Origin of the sequence: Bradyrhizobium sp. OK095, from assembly GCF_900109945.1 — a bacterium.
GTDB lineage: Bacteria > Pseudomonadota > Alphaproteobacteria > Rhizobiales > Xanthobacteraceae > Bradyrhizobium.
In genome coordinates, this window is the sequence record NZ_FOBX01000002.1 from 133,401 (window position 1) to 150,660 (window position 17,260).

General features: G+C 64.4%; 16 protein-coding genes. 1 reads left to right on the forward strand and 15 read right to left on the reverse strand.

All coding sequences use genetic code 11. From position 1 onward, the window contains the following. Positions 1–23: 23 nt before the first annotated feature. The 7 genes from BMW89_RS05715 to dctP all read right to left on the reverse strand — a co-directional run bounded on the left by BMW89_RS05715 (position 24) and on the right by dctP (position 7,719). Complete coding sequence (locus BMW89_RS05715) at positions 24–980, reverse strand: LysR family transcriptional regulator (protein WP_177195851.1); 957 nt, start codon at positions 978–980, stop codon at positions 24–26. Positions 981–1,153: 173 nt separating this feature from the next. After that, complete coding sequence (locus tag BMW89_RS05720) at positions 1,154–1,936, reverse strand: amidohydrolase family protein (RefSeq protein ID WP_177195852.1); 783 nt, start codon at positions 1,934–1,936, stop codon at positions 1,154–1,156. A 91-nt stretch (positions 1,937–2,027) separates the two neighbouring features. Then, entirely contained in the window at positions 2,028–3,335 is a 1,308-nt protein-coding gene (locus BMW89_RS05725) for an NtaA/DmoA family FMN-dependent monooxygenase (RefSeq protein WP_092023663.1), read from the reverse strand. Positions 3,336–3,375: 40 nt separating this feature from the next. Further along, on the reverse strand, positions 3,376–4,602 hold the full coding sequence (locus BMW89_RS05730) for an alpha-hydroxy acid oxidase (protein WP_244547538.1): 1,227 nt from the start codon (positions 4,600–4,602) through the stop codon (positions 3,376–3,378). Between the two features lie 155 nt (positions 4,603–4,757). Next, entirely contained in the window at positions 4,758–6,056 is a 1,299-nt protein-coding gene (locus BMW89_RS05735) for a TRAP transporter large permease (protein ID WP_092023665.1), read from the reverse strand. Further along, positions 6,053–6,616, reverse strand: a complete 564-nt coding sequence (locus tag BMW89_RS05740) for a TRAP transporter small permease (protein WP_143062719.1) — start codon at positions 6,614–6,616, stop codon at positions 6,053–6,055. The genes BMW89_RS05735 and BMW89_RS05740 overlap by 4 nt, the downstream gene beginning before the upstream one ends. 5 nt (positions 6,617–6,621) lie before the next feature. Then, positions 6,622–7,719 (reverse strand): TRAP transporter substrate-binding protein DctP, encoded by a 1,098-nt coding sequence (dctP, locus tag BMW89_RS05745; protein WP_244547539.1) that lies wholly within the window; start codon positions 7,717–7,719, stop codon positions 6,622–6,624. A 142-nt stretch (positions 7,720–7,861) separates the two neighbouring features. Between dctP and BMW89_RS05750 the strand changes: the two genes are divergently transcribed. Next, positions 7,862–8,068, forward strand: coding sequence for a hypothetical protein (locus BMW89_RS05750; protein WP_143062720.1), 207 nt, complete (start codon positions 7,862–7,864; stop codon positions 8,066–8,068). Between the two features lie 15 nt (positions 8,069–8,083). Here BMW89_RS05750 and BMW89_RS05755 read toward each other — a convergent pair whose 3' ends face one another. From BMW89_RS05755 to BMW89_RS05790, 8 genes are all read right to left on the reverse strand, one after another. Further along, positions 8,084–9,067 (reverse strand): ABC transporter ATP-binding protein, encoded by a 984-nt coding sequence (locus BMW89_RS05755; RefSeq protein WP_092023671.1) that lies wholly within the window; start codon positions 9,065–9,067, stop codon positions 8,084–8,086. Beyond that, complete coding sequence (locus BMW89_RS05760) at positions 9,064–10,053, reverse strand: ABC transporter ATP-binding protein (protein ID WP_177195919.1); 990 nt, start codon at positions 10,051–10,053, stop codon at positions 9,064–9,066. Before BMW89_RS05760 ends, BMW89_RS05755 begins: the two co-directional genes overlap by 4 nt. Before the next feature lie 19 nt (positions 10,054–10,072). Then, the gene (locus BMW89_RS05765; RefSeq protein ID WP_092023673.1) at positions 10,073–10,996 is read right to left on the reverse strand and encodes an ABC transporter permease; all 924 of its coding nucleotides are present in this window, start codon (positions 10,994–10,996) and stop codon (positions 10,073–10,075) included. Continuing rightward, positions 10,993–11,934 carry an ABC transporter permease gene (locus BMW89_RS05770; protein ID WP_092023675.1) on the reverse strand — a complete coding sequence of 314 codons (942 nt, stop codon included), beginning with the start codon at positions 11,932–11,934 and terminating at the stop codon, positions 10,993–10,995. Before BMW89_RS05770 ends, BMW89_RS05765 begins: the two co-directional genes overlap by 4 nt. A 17-nt stretch (positions 11,935–11,951) precedes the next feature. After that, positions 11,952–13,556, reverse strand: coding sequence for an ABC transporter substrate-binding protein (locus BMW89_RS05775; protein WP_092023677.1), 1,605 nt, complete (start codon positions 13,554–13,556; stop codon positions 11,952–11,954). 142 nt (positions 13,557–13,698) lie between these two features. Continuing rightward, the gene (nikE, locus tag BMW89_RS05780; protein ID WP_092023678.1) at positions 13,699–15,369 is read right to left on the reverse strand and encodes a nickel ABC transporter ATP-binding protein NikE; all 1,671 of its coding nucleotides are present in this window, start codon (positions 15,367–15,369) and stop codon (positions 13,699–13,701) included. Beyond that, entirely contained in the window at positions 15,366–16,214 is an 849-nt protein-coding gene (locus BMW89_RS05785) for an ABC transporter permease (RefSeq protein WP_092023680.1), read from the reverse strand. The genes nikE and BMW89_RS05785 overlap by 4 nt, the downstream gene beginning before the upstream one ends. Next, complete coding sequence (locus BMW89_RS05790; RefSeq protein WP_092024651.1) at positions 16,211–17,245, reverse strand: ABC transporter permease; 1,035 nt, start codon at positions 17,243–17,245, stop codon at positions 16,211–16,213. The genes BMW89_RS05785 and BMW89_RS05790 overlap by 4 nt, the downstream gene beginning before the upstream one ends. Positions 17,246–17,260 lie beyond the last annotated feature (15 nt).

Consider the following 17,260-nt stretch of genomic DNA (forward strand, 5'->3'; position numbering starts at 1 on the left):
ACTCCGTTCAGCCTGATTAGTCATCACACCGTGGTCACGCGGATTTGGATTCCCCGCCGCGGCGACTGGCGATCGACGGTTGCGGCGATCCATTCGGAAAAACGACGCCGCAGCTCGCTCAGCAGCCATTGCGCGGCCGGCCCCGGCGGCTGCTCGATCTTGTGCACGGCATAGAGCGGAAACCGCAGCGGCTCGCCGTTATGCGCGGCGAGCTTCAGCTCCACGAGCTCGCCGGAATCGAGATAGGATTGCGCAAGATGGGTCGGCATCGCACACCAGCCAAAGCCGTTACGAACGAAGTCGAGCCGGCTGAACTGATCGATGAAGCTCCAGGTATGCGTTCCCATCACGACGCCGCGGTAACGCTTGGTGCGATCGACCATGGTCAGCTGAATGTGCTCTTCCAGCGCGGCCTGCGGAATCAATCCCTCGATCGTCGCCAGCGGATGACGGGACGACGCCACCAGCGAGATCGGCACGTCGCCGAGAAATTCCATCTGAAAGCCCGGCATGCCGTCGAGCGCGGTCGAATAGATTGCGAGCCGCGCATTGCCTTCGAACAGCGACTGCTCGGGCGCCCCGAGGCCTTCGGCGAGCAGGTTCACCGAGACGAGCGGGAAGCGCTCGCGAAACGCGCGCAGGCTCTCGATCAGCACCGAGCTCGGAAAGACCTGCTCGATCGAGAGGCTGATCTCGGGCTCGGCCACGGTCGCCATGTTTTTCGCGCGGGCACGCAGCGCATCCGTGCCGCTGACGATCCGTCGCGCGTCCTGGACGATCGCCTTGCCGGCCTCCGTCAGCCGGGGCAGCTTGCTCGAGCGGTCGAACAGTTTTAGTTCGAGCGCGTCCTCGAGCGATTGAATGGATTGGCTGACCGCCGACTGGACACGATTGACCTTGCGCGCAGCCGCAGAGAAATTGCCGCAATCCGCGACGGCGATCAGCATCTGGAGTTGGTCCAGCGTCACCCTGGAGAGCATGTTCCACCTAGCCCAATGAGTTGAATCGGGCCGAGCAGGCCCTCCCATCAGGTCAATGAAACGGTCAGCCCGGCGCACCATCATTATATCTGATGATAGCGCAATGCATCTGCCCTGATCGGGTCGATCAGGCGCCGCGTGAGCAGATGGCAGGGCAATTTGGGACATGTCGGCTACCCGAACCCGTAGAGACGGGCAGGATTGTCGGAGAGGATGGCCTGGCGAGCGGGCGGATCAGGCGCCCAGCTCAGGAGCAGATCCAGGAGGTCGGCGTCGTCAGGCATGGTCTCGGCCGTCTCGGTCGGATGCGGCCAGTCCGATCCCCACAGCAGGCGATCCGTGCCCTGCCGAACGAGCGCCTGCGCAATCGGCGCGACCTCCCTGTAGTCGGGGCCATCGGCATGGGCGATGTGATAGGCGCCTGAGAGCTTGACATAGACGTTGTCGCGCGCAGCCAAACGCAGCAGCGACTGGACGGCGGGATGCGCCACCGCGAGCGGATGGGCATAACGGCCCATATGGTCGATCACCAATGTGCAGGGCAAACGCGCGAGCAGCGCCTCATGCTCCGGAAATTCCAGTCCGTCGAACTGGATCTGCAGATGCCAGCCGGTGCCGCGGATCCGTTCCGCCATCACGGGAACGTCGGGCCATTCGGTGACGCTGCCCTGCATCTGATGGTAGCGCAGGCCGCGCGCGCCACCTTGCCAGAGCCGGTCGAGCTCGCTTTCGGTGACATCAGTCGGCACGGTCACGACCGCCCGCGCGCCGGGACCGAACGCGGCCACCGAATTCAGCGTGCAGCGATTGTCGAAACCGTAAGTGACGGGCTGAACGACGATCGTGCGTTGCAAGCCGAGCCGGGCCTGCACCTTGCGATAATCCTCGACGCTGAAGTCAGGCGGAAACAGCCAGGCCTTGGACGAGGCCGGATATGCCCTGCTGTAGATGTGCATATGCGTATCGCAGGCCCCAAGGGGAGCCTTGAGTTCGGGAGATCGTGGCTTTGAATTGTTCGACATCTCGAAAACACCCATAGCCCGCGCCTCAGTTCATCAAATTGTCGTGGAGGGTTTCGCCGTCATAGTCAGTTCGGAAGATGCCCTTCGCTTGCAGCAGCGGGACGACCTCGTCGACAAAGTTCTCGACACTCGCAATGTTGGTCGTCGGCGTGATGTTGAAGCCATGACAGCCGCTCGTGCGCCAGAGATGCTCGAGCTGGTCGGCGACCTGCTCCGGCGTACCGACCAGCTGCGGCATGCCGGCGGTCGCCCCGAAAACGCGCGCCGCGTCGCGCGCGGTCGCGTTGCCATCGCCGGTCGTGTTGGCCAGCGCCATCAGCATGCCGCGCGAGGCATCGGTCGTGTTGGCCGCCAGCGGCGTGTCGAGGTCGATCCTGCTGAAGTCGATGCCGAGCGTGCCGGACATCCGGCTGAGCGCGGCATCGAGCGGGATGCGATCGAACATCTGGGCCTGGCGACGTTTAGCCTCGGCCTCGGTGCCGCCGAGCACGCATTGAATGCCGAACACCACTTTCGGCGGTTCGGCGCGCCCCTGCGATGTCGAGGAGTCCGCAAGCTTGTCGACGAAACCCTTCATCGCCTCCACCCGCGCCTGGATCGAGAAGACGACGTCGCTGTGCTTGAGCGCGAATTCCTGACCGCGGCCTGACGAGCCCGCCTGAAACAGCACGGGCCGTCCCTGCGCCGACGGCAGGGTTGGCGAGACCGTATGGCAGCGGTAGTGCGTGCCTTTGAAGTCGACCACCGCGACCTTGGCCGGGTCGGCGAACTGGCCGTTTTGCCTGTCGGCGAGAATGGCGCCGGGCTGGATCCCGTTCCACAGCGCGTGGCAAATCTCCATGTACTCGTCGGCCTGGTCGTAGCGCTTGTCGTGCTCGATCTGGTCGAGGCCGAGCGCGCGATGCTCGCCGCGCAGATGACCCGACACGATGTTCCAGCCGACGCGCCCGCCGCTGAGATAGTCCAGCGTCGAGAGCCGGCGCACGGTGTGGTAGGGATGCGTCCCCGCCGTCGACAGCGTGACGGCGAGCCCGAGATGCTTGGTCTCCGCCAGCATCACGCCCAGCAAGGCCATCGGGTCGTGGCAGGGCCAGGTGACACCGTAGCGGACATAATCTTCAAAGCTGTCCTTGTAGCGTTCCATGCCGCCCGGCGTGTCGGCAAAGAATGCCGCATCGAAACGGCCGCGCTCGAGCGTTCGTGCGAGACGCTTCCAATGCTCGAACTGCCGCATACCCTCCACGCGGTCGTCCTCGGGATCGGCCCAGCTCAGCGCCGTATGGTTGATCGGGCTGTGCATGTAGAAGCCGATCAGGTGCATGCGTTTGGTCACGTCGTTCCTCTCGTTCTCGAACCGGTAATGGCCGCGTTCGCTAATTTCGTCCCATGCGGAGATCCAGCAGATCGAGCAAACTGTCCGGCCCCGCCCTGTCGAGATTGATCCAGCCGAGCTGTCCCATCAGCAAGCCGATCTCCTGCCGCATGATGTCGATGACCTTGCAAGCGCCGGTCTCGCCGGCCGCGGCGACGCCGAACATCGCGGGGCGGCCCAAGAACGCGGCCTTGGCGCCGAGGCACAGCGCCTTCGCAACATCGCTGCCGCGACGAAAACCGCTGTCGACCAGAATCTCCATGCGGCCTCCGACCGCATCGGCGATCGCGGGCAGCATGTCGATCGAACCCGGCGCGCTGTCGAGCTGCCGTCCGCCATGGTTCGACACCATCACGCCATTCGCGCCGAGTTCGAGGCATTTCAGCGCGTCGGCCGGATGCATCACGCCCTTGACGACCAGCGGTCCGTCCCAGGCCTTGCGCACCTGCTCGAGGATCGACCAAGTCTGCGCCGGCGCCGGCGTCTGTTCGCCGTAAAGGTCGGCTATCGCATTGGCGCTGGCGCCTTCCACCGCATAGGGCCGCCAATTCTCCATCATTGGAATTCCGCCCTGGGTGAGATAGCGCCAGGTCCAGCCCGGCCGGCTCAATCCCTGCAGGATCACCGATGGCGTCATCTTCATCGGCCGGCGAAAGCCGTTGCGCACATTGCGCTCGCGCTTGCCCATCACAGGCGTATCGATCGTCATCAGCAACACCCGTACGCCCAGCGCCTTGGCACGACGCACCAGGTCGAGCGTGATGTGGGGGTCGCGCGTGCCGTAGATCTGGAACCAGGTCGTCTTGGGCGCGAGCGCCATCGCCGCCTCGATGGAATCGCAGCTCGCGCTCGACATGATGTAGGGAATGTCGAAACGCGCCGCCGCGCGCGCCAGCATCAGATCCGCACCGGGCCGGAAGAACCCGGCAATGCCCATCGGCGAGATACCGAACGGGCTGGCATAGTCATGGCCGAACAGATTGACGGTCTGGCGACGGTTCTCGACGTCGACCAGATAACGCGGCAGCAGCTTGTAGCGGTCGAAGGCGACGCGATTGCGCGCGAGCCCCGCCTCTCCATCCACCCCGCCGTCGATGAAGTCGAAAGCGATCCGCGGCAGTCGCTTGCGCGCGAGTGTTCTGATGTCGTCGAAATTGATGGCGTGTTCGAGCTGCATGAATTCCTGGTCGCTCACCTTGATGCGCGGAATCGACTGGTCGATCCGCAAGCCATTATTCGTCGATCGCCGCGTGACAGAGAATTGGCCAAATTTTGATACTGACCATCAGTCGGCGTGATGATGTCGCACGTCATTTCGCAGGCGAAGCAAGGCGGCACGCGGCGAGCGCCGCGCGCACAACTTCTCCGTCGATCGGATCTTCTTCAGCCCATACGCGTCGGCAGGAACAGCGCGATCTCCGGCCAGATCGCGAGCATGAACAACAGGACCAGCATGATCAGATGGAACGGGATCGTTCCCATCACGACTTCGCTGAGCTTGCCGTCCCAGATGCTCTGGATGACGAAGAGATTGATACCGATCGGCGGTGATATCTGGCCAAGCTCGATGAACATCACGAGCATGACGCCGAACCAGATCGGATCGACGCCGTACTGGACGAGCACCGGATAGAGCAGCGGCACCGTGATCACGATCATGCCGAGGCTCTCAACCAGACAGCCGAGAACGGTGTAGAGAACGAAGACCGCGATGAAGAACTCGATCTTGCTCAGGTGCAGACCGACGACGAAGGCGGTGACGTCGTCGCCGACGCCGGCATAGCTGATGGCGTAGGAGAACAGGAAGGCCGCGTAGACGATGAACAGGATGTTGCCGACGACCTCGACCGTCCGGTGCATGGCTGCGACGAATTTCGGCCAGGTCAACTCGCCCCAGATGGCGGATATCACGATGCCGAACAGGCATCCGATCGCCGCCGCCTCGGTCGGCGTGGCCAGCCCCGAATAGATGCTGCCGAGAATGAACGCGATCAGGATCGCGAATGGCAGAACATCCACCAGCGCACTCATGATCCCGGCGAGGCTCCGCACCATCACTTCCGCGGGCGCCGCGCTCGGCCTCATGGTGGTGTAGACGGCGATGTAGGCCATGAACATGGCGGTCAGGATCAATCCCGGGATCACACCGGCCATGAACAGCTTTGCGACCGAGGTCTCGCTGAAGGTACCGTAGACGATCATCGCGATGCTCGGCGGGAACAGGATTCCGAGCGTGCCGCCAGCGGCGAGCGAGCCGGCCGAGAGCCGGCGATCATATTTGCGCTGGCTGAGCTGGGGCAGCGCGACGCTGCCAATCGAAGCCGCGGTCGCGATGCTGGAGCCGCTGATCGCGGCGAACACCGCGCATCCCGCGATATTGGTCTGTAATAAGCCGCCCGGAATGCGCGCGACCAGAACCGACAGCCCGCGATAGATCCGAAAGCTCAGTCCGCTCTTTTGCAGGATCTCCGCGAGAAGGATGAAGAGCGGGATGGCGGTCAGCGTAAAACTGTCCATGCTGCCCCAGCTGACGAGGCCAAGCCCGTTGAAGGCGTCAAAACCGTTCTGCATGAACAGATAGACGGCCGCGGGAATCGCGATCGCGAACGGCACCTGCATGCCGAGGCCGAGCAGCGACAGGAAGACCGCGAACGAAACGACAAGCTGGAGACCCGCGCTCATTGGCCACGGCTCCGACGGCTTGCCGCACTGAGCCCGCGAATGTCCGCGCCGATCGCCCTCAGCAGCGAATAGCAGAGCGCCGCGATGCCCACCGGCATGGTGAGTTGGGGAATCCACAGCGGCGTGCCGAGAATGGTCGCGGCAAAATCGCCGCCGTCGAAGCTGCGCAGCACCAGGCGGACCAGCTGCCAGAGCAGCAGCAGGCTGAAGGCAAGCGCAATCGCATCGAAGATCAGCTTGCGCAGCGCGTGACCGCGCTCGCCGAGCCTGTTGTCGATGAACTCCACCTTGTGGAAGGCGCCGCTGACGAAGCAGGTCGACAGGCTCAGGAACGAGACGGCGACGAGCAGATAGCCGCCAAGCTCGTCGGCCGATTGCAGCGAGACGCCAAACAGGTTTCTCAGGAGGACTTCGGCCGCGACCATGACCATCATGGACATGATGGCGAGCTCGCAGAGCCAGCGGCACAGGCGCTCGACCCACCCTTCGGCCGGTTGCGAAGGCGCGGCCTCGACGGCGTGTCCGGCGTCGAGCCGCTGCGTTTGGGGAGATGACAGCATGGCGGTCAACGTCCGAGCGCTTTTCGGACCTGGTCGAGCAATTCGGCCGCCTCGGGTCCCTGCCCCTTCGCCCACTCGGCGTAATAGGGCTTGATCTTCTGGCCGGCCTCCTCGACATCAGCAGGCGTCGCCGTGGTCGCGGTCATCTGCGCTGCAAGTTTTTGGGTGATGTCCTGATCCTCGGCCGCCATCGCCCTGGTCGTCTTGTCCGCGATCTCGCGGACCGTGTCCTGCACGATTGCCTGCACGGGCGGCGGCAGCCGGTCCCACGCCTTCTTGTTCACCAGCAGCAGCGAAGAGACATAGCCGAGGTTCAGCCGATAATTGTACTTGAACAGGTCGCGCCAGACATAGCCGTAGCCGGAGCTCGCGGTGATCGCGCCGTCGACGACGCCGCGGTCGATGGCTGCGGGGACTTCCGCCGTTCCCAGCGTCACCGGCGAGCCGCCCATCCTCTTGATGAACTCGCCCTGGTCCGGCGAGATCACCCTGATCTTCTGGCCCTGAATGTCTTTGAGGGACTTGATCTCCTTACGGGACCAGATCACCTGCTCCGGAAACACGTATTGGCCGACCACGACGATGCCGCGCTTGGCGTAGGCTTCGCTCAACGCCGGCGCGAGGATGGCCGATACTTTTTCGTATTCGGCGGGATTGTGGACCAGCATCGGCAGGCGCACGACGGCGCCGACAGGCACGCTACCGAGGAAGAACGCGTCATCTCCCAGCTGGACGATGTTGTCCGCGACGGCCTGGGTGATGTCGGTCGCCTTGATCTGCAGCGTGCCGCCGAGGTGCAGCTTGATCTTCAGCTCGCCATTGGTGCGCTTGCCGATCTCGTCGAACAGCTCGGCGAGGCCCTTGGCCGCGGTAACCGTGGCAACGGAATTGTAGGTGTAGGCATTCCAAATCTGGCCGGCCGAACCCGGGGTCGTCTGCGTCACGAGGAACGAGAACGCCAGCAGGCCGGCTGTTGCGAAAGCTGCCAGCCGTCGCGGCAGCTGCCCGTCTCTGCGCGCCGTGCCGTTCCGTGCATCGACGATCGCGACAGATGGCAGATTTTCTCTGGCGCCATCCCCCGACAACAGGACATCTCGTTCCATTTCCACCCCTGAGACCGATGTTCTTCTTTTGTATTGCCGGGACATGCCGCCCCTGGCCGCGCGCCACGGCAGAACTAATTTGCCGAAGCGCGATTGAGTTTTGTTAGCACATGGCTTTCCGGCCCGATTGGGCATTTTCCTGATGGCATCCATCGGCCGGAATGATGCATCGCGCGGCGATTTGCCGCTTATTCCGATGAAAGGCGCAGGATCGACTGGGCTGGATGCGTCTGCCCGCGGTGGCGGTTACGACAGCGCCGAGCCGTGCGCGGCGCCCCTGATCATCACCGAGGAACAGATCGCGGACATTTTTGCTGCCATCCGCCGCGCGCTGATTGCCATCGGCTAGCGGCGACGCAGGGCCTCAGGTTGCCGGCAATGCATCGAGGTGGCACGCAACCCATTGCTCGCCTTCGGTCGAACGAAGCTGCGGCTCTTCCGTGCGGCAGCGGTCGAACACGTAGGGGCAACGGGTGTGGAAGCGGCACCCGCTCGGCGGATTGATCGGGCTCGGCACGTCGCCGCTGAGGATGATCGGATTGCGGTGGGCGCCCGGCTCGGGCAGCGGCACGGCCGAGAGCAGCGCCTTGGTGTAGGGATGTTTTGGCGCGGCAAAGATCTCGCGGCGTGGCGCCACTTCGACGATCTTGCCGAGATACATCACCGCGACGCGGTGGGTCATGTGCTCGACGATGGCGAGATCATGGCTGATGAACAGCAGCGCCAGGCCGAATTTTTGCTGGAGATCCTGGAGCAGATTGACGATCTGCGCCTTGACCGAGACGTCGAGCGCCGAGACCGCCTCGTCGCAGACGATCAGCTCGGGCTCGGCCGCGAGCGCGCGCGCGATGCCGATGCGCTGGCGCTGGCCGCCGGAGAATTCGTGCGGCCGGCGGTTCAGCGCCTCCCGCGGCAGCCGCACGGTGTCCATCAGCTCCGTGACGCGGACCTCGAGCTCCTCCCTGGATTTGGCGAGGCCGAAATTGCGGATCGGCTCGGCCAAGATGTCGCGCACGCGCATGCGTGGGTTGAGGCTGGAGAACGGATCCTGGAATACGACCTGCACGCGGCGCCGCATCTGCCGCATCGTGCTCGGATGTGCATCGTCGATACGCTGGCCATCGAGGATGACCTGGCCCGCGGTGATGTCGAACAGACGCAGGATGGCGCGGCCGACCGTCGACTTGCCGCAGCCGGACTCGCCGACCAGCGATAGCGTCTCGCCCTTCGCGATCTCGAAAGAAACGCCGTCGACGGCATAAACCCATTCGGTTTTGCGCCCGAACAGGCCCTTGTTGACCGGAAAATGTTTCTTGAGGTCGTTGACCTGGAGCAGCGGAGGACTCATGCCGCGACGGCTCCCTTGGCCGCGTAGTGGCAGGCGGCGATGTGGCGGGGACCCTTCTCCTCGAGCCCCGGCGCGTATTGACGGCACAGATCGGTCGCAAGCGCACAGCGCCCGGCGAAGACGCAGCCGATGATCGGCTTCCGGAGATCGGGCACCTGCCCGGGAATCTCCGCGAGCCGTCTCGCCGTACCGGTCAGCGAGGAACCGAGCCGCGGCACCGCGCCGAGCAGGCCCTGCGTATAGGGATGGCGCGGCGAACGGAACAGCTCGGCCACCGGCGCCTCCTCGACCTTGCGGCCGGCATACATGACCATGACGCGTTCGGCGATCTCGGCGACGACGCCGAGATCATGGGTGATCAGGATGATCGCCGCACCGACGCGGCTCTTCAGGTCCAGCATCAGCTTCAGGATCTGCGCCTGAATGGTCACATCGAGCGCCGTGGTCGGCTCGTCCGCGATCAGGAGTTTTGGATTGCAGGCCAGTGCAATCGCGATCATCACGCGCTGGCGCATACCGCCGGAGAGCTGGTGCGGATATTCGCGCACCCGCCGCTGCGGCTCGGGAATGCCGACCAGGGTCAGTGCCTCGACCGCGTGGGCCTCGGCGGCTTGCTGGTCGAGGCCCTGATGGATCATCAGCGTCTCGCGAATCTGGCGGCCGACCGTCAGCACCGGATTGAGGCTCGTCATCGGCTCCTGAAAAATCATCGAGATGTCGTTGCCGCGGATGGCGCGCATCTCGCGCTCGGACAGCTGCAGAAGGTCCTTGCCCGCAAAGCGGATGCTGCCGGCGATCCTGCCGGGCGGCTCCGGGATCAGCCGCATCAATGACATCGAGGTCACCGACTTGCCGCAGCCGGATTCGCCGACGATGGCGAGCGTCTCGCCTTCGTTGACATGGAAGGACACGCCTTCGACCGCGCGGTTGATGCCGCTGGGCGTGCGGAAGTGGGTCTGGAGGTTCTCGACTTCGAGCAGCGCCATCGCGATCAGCCTCTCGACATCACAGGCTCTTGGCCATGCGCGGATCGAGCGCATCGCGAAGGCCATCGCCGAGCAGATTCACGGCAAGCACGGTGACGGACAGGAAGGCCGCCGGGAAGAACACGATGTATGGCTTGACCTGCCACAGCGCGCGGCCCTCGGCCATGATATTGCCCCAGGACGGAATGGTCGGCGGCGTGCCCGCACCGATGAAGGACAGGATCGCCTCGGTGATCATGGCACTGGCGCAGATATAGGTCGCCTGCACCAGCATCGGCGCGAGCGTATTGGGCAGGATATGGCGCAGGATGATCATCGGCGTGCGCGTGCCGCAGGCGACCGCCGCGTCCACATAGGGCTGCTCGCGCAGCGACAGCACCACACTTCGGACAAGACGCGAAACCCGTGGAATTTCGGCAACGGTGATGGCGAGGATGACGTTGCCGACACTGGCGCGCGTGAGCGCCATCAGCGCGATCGCGAGCAGGATCGGCGGGATCGACATCAGGCCGTCCATGAAGCGCATCAAAATGTTGTCGGCCCAGCGGATGAAGCCGGAGACGACGCCAATGGCGAGGCCAGCCGCGGAGGCAAATATCGCAACGGACAGCCCGACCGTGAGCGAGACCCGCGCGCCAAACAGCACGCGGGAATAAATGTCGCGGCCGAGCACGTCGCTGCCGAACCAGTAAGCCGCCGACGGCGCCCGGGTCCGCTTGGCCGGCGCAAGCGCGGTCGGATCGACCGTTCCGAGATAAGGCGCGAAGACCGCGATCAGAACGAGCGTCAGCAACAGCGCGCCGCCGATCGCAATGGTGGGATGGCCGCGCAGGAAGCCGACGAAGCCGCGCCGGATCACGACCGGCCGCAGGATCTCCGGCAGTTGCGGCGCGAGGACGAAGCCGGCCGGCAGCGCTTGCGGATTGACGGTGATGTCGGTCAATAGCGGATCCTCGGGTCAACGAGCGTATAGGTGACGTCGATCATCAAATTGACGAGGACGTAGACGAAGCTGAACAGCAGCACGATGCCCTGGATCACGGGATAGTCGCGGCGCAGGATCGCATCGATCGTGAGCCGGCCGAGGCCGGGGATCGCGAACACGCTTTCGGTGACGACCGCACCGCCGATCAGGAGCGCGATACCGATCCCGATGACGGTCACGATCGGCACCGCCGCGTTCTTCAGCGCGTGGATGAACAGGATGCCACCCTGCCCCATGCCCTTCGCCCGCGCGGTGCGGATATAGTCCTGCTGCAGGACTTCAAGCATGGTGGCACGGGTGATGCGCGCGATCAGCGCGATGTAGACGCAACCGAGCGCGACCGCCGGCAGGATCAGGTTTTGCAGCCACGGCCAAAAGCCCTGCGTGATCGGCGTATAGCCCTGCACCGGAAGCCATTCGAGCTCCAGCGCAAAAATGTAGGCGAGGACATAGCCGACGACGAAGACGGGCAGCGAGAAGCCGAACACGGCAAACGCCATGATGGCGCGGTCGATGAAGCTGCCGGCCTTCCACGCGGCCACGACGCCGAGCGGCACGGCGACCACGATCGTGAGCAGAAGCGTGACCATCATCAGCGACAGCGTCGGTCCGAGACGCTGGCCGATCATCGTCGAGACCGGCAGATTGGTGAAGATCGAGGTGCCGAGATCGCCGTGCAGGATACGCCAGACCCAGCTTCCGAACTGGATCAGGAAGGGCCGATCGAGGCCGAGGCTCTGGCGGATGCGTTCCACATCCTCCGGGCTTGCCTGGTCGCCCGCAATCACCACGGCGGGATCACCCGGCGCGATGTAAAGCAGGCTGAACACGAACAGCGCGACGATTGCCATGACCGGCAAGGTCGCGACGATGCGACGGAGGATGTAGGAGAGCATCTGGCTTCAGCGCAGGGTCATGCGGATTTCGACACGCCCCAGAACAAGGGCACCGGTCCCTTGGCAACACCGGAGACGTTGTTGCGCCACGCGGTGTAGCTGAGGAAGAAGCCGGTCGGCGCGTAGACGACGTCGTCCATCGCCGCCTTGTTGAGACGACCGATGGCGGCCTTCTCCTCGTCGAGGTTCTTGGCCTCGAACCACGACGCAACTTCCTTTTCGGTGCCCGGGCTGGTCGGCCAGCCGAACCACGCCTTGTCGCCGGTGGCACGAATGGCCGTGTACGGCGCCGGATTGACGCAATCCGCGCCGGCATGCCAGGTGTGGAACATGTTCCAGCCGCCCTGTCCGGGCGGTGTCTTCTGCGCGCGTCGCGCGCCGACCGTGCCCCAATCGGTCGCCACGAAGTCGACATTCATGCCGAGTTGTTTCAGGAGGTCCGCGGTCACGTCGCCCATGGCCTTGGTGATCGGCTGATCCTGCGCGACGAGGCAGGTCACCGGCTGGCCGGAATAGCCACTCTCGGCGAGCAGCTTCTTGGCGGCATTGAGGTCGCGCTTGCCCTTGAGGATATCGCCGCCCATCTCGGTATAGAGCGGCGTATCCGGCGTGAAGAAGCTGGGCAGCGACTTCCACAGCGAATTGTCGTCGCCGACGATCGCGCGCATGTAGTCTTCCTGGCTAAGCGCCATCATCACCGCACGCCGCGCCTTGACGTCGTTGAAAGGCGGATAGAGGAAATTCATGCGGAACGAGCCGATATTGCCGAGGGGATCGCCGATATCGACGCTGATGTTCTTGTTCTTCTTCAGAACCGGAACGAGATCCGCGATCGGATTCTCCCACCAGTCGACCTCGCCGTTCTGCAACGCGGCTGCCGCGGTTGCCGCGTCAGGCATGATCACCCACTCGACGCGATCGATCATGACCTGCTTGCCGCCGGCGAGCCAGTCCGGCTTCTCCTGCCGCGGCACGTAGTCGGTGAATTTCTCGAACACGGCTTTCGCGCCGGGGACCCACTCGCTCTTGGCGAATTTCAACGGACCGGAGCCGATATATTCCGAGATCTGCTTGAACGGGTCGGTCTGCGCGATGCGCTCCGGCATGATGAAGGCGACCGGCGCGTTGTTCTTGCCAAGCGCGAACAGCAATTTCGGGAAAGGCTGCTTCAGGACCCATTTGAAGGTGCGGTCGTCGACGGCGGTCAACTCCTGCTGCAGCGCCTTGATCATCAGGCCCATCGGATCGCGCACCGCCCAGCGGTTGAGGCTCGCGACGACGTCCTTGCTCAAGACCGGCTCGCCGTCGTGGAATTTGAGCCCGGACCGCAGCTTGAAAATCCAGGTCGTGCCGTCGTCGCTGACCTGCTCGGACTCGACCATCTGCCGCTGCGGCTGGAACGCGGCATCGATGCCGTACAGCGTATCCCAGACCATCGCCGCCGCGTTGCGCACGACATATTGCGTGCCCCAGATCGGGTCGAAATTGGCAAGGTTGGCCTGCGGCACAAATCGCAGGGTGCGGGCCGCCGCACCTTGTGCAATCGCAGGGGCCGAGAGGCCGCCCGACAATGCCAAGCCGCCCGCGCCAGCCAGTCCCTTTAATACGGTCCTGCGATCCATGAAGTCCTCCCAGTAATGCCGTGATACCGGCCAATCATTGGCCAAAGGCGAGTGAAACAGAGACCATTAGCCTGCAAATGGTATGCCAGTAAACGCGCCTTCGCCAGCGGGATACCATCGACTTTTTGATGAACCCGCGGCTTTAGAGGGCGGCCGCGAGCGCAGGCCCGGTCTCGATATGCGGGATCGCCTCGACCAGCTTGCGCGTGTAGTCGGTCTTTGGATTATCGAACAGCGCCCGGCTCTCGCCCTGCTCCACAATGCCGCCATTGCGCAGCACGATGGTGCGATCGCACAGCATGCGCACCACGTTGAGATCGTGGCTGACGAACAGAAGTGCGATGTCGTTCTCGCGCCTAAGGCGATCGAGCAGTTGCAGCACAACCGCCTGCACCGAGACGTCGAGTGCGGCGGTCGGCTCATCCAGCACCAAGAGCCGCGGCCGGCAGGCGATGGCGCGGGCAATGCCGACGCGGGCCTTCTGGCCACCGGAGAGCTGATGCGGAAAGCGCGGCAACAGATCCAGCGGCAATCCCACTCGCTCGGCGCACTCTTCCACCCGCTTCCGCAGCGCCTCACCCCCACGCATGCCGTCGAGACGCATCAAGGGATGGGCGATGCAGTCGAAGGCCGTGTAGCGCGGGTTGAGGCTCTCGTTGGGATCCTGGAACACCATCTGGATGTCCTTGCGAAAGCGCGAGCGATGGAAATCGCGTGCCGCCACATGGCCGATCGACTGCCCGTCGAACACGATATCGCCCTCGCTCGGATCGATCAGGCGGCAGATCATCCGCGAGGTCGTGCTCTTGCCGGATCCGGATTCACCGACGAGACCGACGCTCTCGCCGCCGGCGATCGTCATCGAGAAATCTGCGACCGCAGCAGAGCCCTGGTCGAAACGTTTTGCGAGCTTGCGCACTTCCAGCAGCGGCGGCGTACCGTGTGCGGGCACGGGCCTCGGCTTGCTGACAACGGCCGCAGTGCGCTCCCGCTCCTCTTCCGTCACGAGATCCTCGATCCGGGATGTTGCGGTCGGCGATGCCGCAACGAGGCGCTTGGTATAGGCGTGCTGCGGCGCGCGGAAGAGCGTCTTCGGGCTTGCCTCCTCGACGATGCGGCCACGCTCCATCACCGCGATGCGGCGGCAATAGCGCGCCGCGAGGCCGAGATCGTGCGTGATCAGGATCGTCGCCATGCCGCGCGCGGCGGCGATCTCCGCAAGCAGGTCCATCACCACCTTCTGGGTGGTGACGTCGAGGCCGGTGGTCGGCTCGTCCGCGATCAGCAGCGCGGGATTGCAGGAGATCGCGATCGCGATCATGACGCGCTGGCACATGCCGCCGGAGAGCTCGTGCGGATAGGCATTCATCCGCGCTTCGGGATCGCGGATCTGCACCGCGCGCAGCAGCTCCAGCGCCTCGGCGCGCGCGGCGTCCTTGGATATCCGCTTGTGGGTGAGGATCGCATCCGCGATCTGCAAGCCGATCGCGCGGATCGGATTGAGCGCGGCGCGCGGATTCTGGAAGATCATCGACATCGCGGCGCCCTGGAGCTGACGAAGGTCGTCTCCCCTGAGCTTCGTCACATCCTGTCCGCGAAACAGAATTTTTCCGCCGGTAACGCGCCCGGCCGCATCGAGCAGCCGTGTCGTCGCAAAGCCAGTGACCGACTTGCCCGAGCCGCTCTCGCCGACGAGGCCGAGCATCTCACCGGCCTTGACCGTGAGCGTCACGCCACGCACGGCCTCGACCAAGCCCCGCCGCGTCGAGAACGAGACGTGAAGGTCGTCGATTCTGAGCAGGTCCTCGCTCATGTGCGCATGCGCGGGTCGAGGATGTCCCGCATCCCGTCACCAAGAAGATTGAAGCACAGCACGGCCATCATCAGCGCGAGGCCCGGGAAGGCCACCAGCCACCACCGCCCGGTCGAGATGAAGCGCGCGCCTTCGGCGACCATGATGCCCCATTCCGGCGTCGGCGGCTTGACGCCGAGGCCGATAAACGAGAGACCGGCGGCATTGAGAATAGCCCAGCCGAGATTGAGTGAGATCTGCACCGCCATCGCCGGCAGGATGTTCGGCAGCAGGAAGCGCAGCACCACCGAGAAGTGACTCTCGCCGCAGGAGCGTGCGGCCTCCACCCAGCCGACATTGCGTCGGACGTTGACCTCGGCCCGCGCGAAGCGGATGTAGAACGGAAGATTGATGATCGCGGTTGCGATCACGATGTTCTCGATGCGGTTGCCGAGCGCTGCGACCATCGCCATCGCCAGCACGAACAGCGGAAACGCCATCATCACGTCGACGAAACGCCCGACCGCGCGGTCGAGCTTGCCGCCGGCATAGCCGCAGAACGCGCCCACGACGGCGCCGATCGCGAAGGAGATGCCGACCGCGGAGACCGCGATGGCAAGATCGAGCCGGGCCGCGATGATGAGGCGGCTGAACACGTCGCGGCCGAGCTGGTCGGTGCCGGCGAGATGCGCCGCGCTGGGCGCCTGCAAGGCCTCCGAGACATTGGAGACCACGGGATCGTAAGGAACGATCCATGGCCCGACGATCGCAACCAGGACGAACAGCGCGACGCCGGCTGCGGCAACGGCTGTGAGCGGGTTGCCGCGCAAAATCCAGACCGAATGACGGAGGGTTGCGCTGGTCATTCGATCGACACCCTGGGATCGGCGATGCCATAGCAGACATCGACGATGAGATTGACCAGCACGAAGATGCCAGCCATCAGCAGCACAAAACCCTGCACCGGCGCATAGTCTGAGGACAGCAGCGCATCGAGCGCATAGGAGGCAACGCCCGGCCAGGAGAACACTTTCTCCACCAGAACATTGGCGCCCAGCATGGTCGAGAACACGATGCCTGCGATGGTGATGACGGGCAGGATGGCATTCCGTAGCGCATAGGTGACGACGACCTTGTGCCAGGACAATCCGACCGAGCGCGCGGTGCGCACGAAATCGCTGCCGAGCGACACCAGCATCGAGGCGCGCGTGATCCGCGCCAGCGGCGCGATCACGAACAGGGCCATGCTCACCGCCGGCAGGATCAGCTGCTTGCAGGCCGCCCACCAGCCCTCAAAATCTCCAGCGAGCAGAAAGTCGATCAGCAGAAAGCCGGTACGCTGCGGCGGAACCGACGCGAAGACGTCGATCCGCCCGGTCGGATCGGGCGCGAGCCCGAGCAGGTAGTAGAAGACGTAGATCAGCAAGAGGCCGGAGACAAAGGTCGGCACGCAGACGCCGAGCGCGCAGAACAGCCGCACGCCGTGATCGACGGCCGATCCCGGCCGCAGCGCCGCGATCACGCCGAGCGGCACCGCCGCGATCAGCGCGATCAACAGCGCCGTGAAAGTCAGCTCCAGCGAGGCCGGCAGCCGCTCGCGCAAATCCTTCAGCACTGGCTGCCCCGTCATCATGGAACGGCCGAGATTGCCCCGACCAATGTCGGAGAGATAGAACACGAGCTGTTCCGGCACTGACTTGTCGAGCCCCATCTGCTTGCGGATCAGCTCGATCTCCTCCTTGCCGGCATTGGGCCCCGAGGCAAAGAACACCGCGGGGTCGCCGGGCAGAACGCGCATCAGGAGAAAGGTGAAGACCAGCACACCGAACAGCGCCGGCAGCGACGACAAAAGCCGCCTGCCCGCCCGCACCATCGTCGCGCCAAGACCGGTCTTCACCATTCAGAGCTCCCA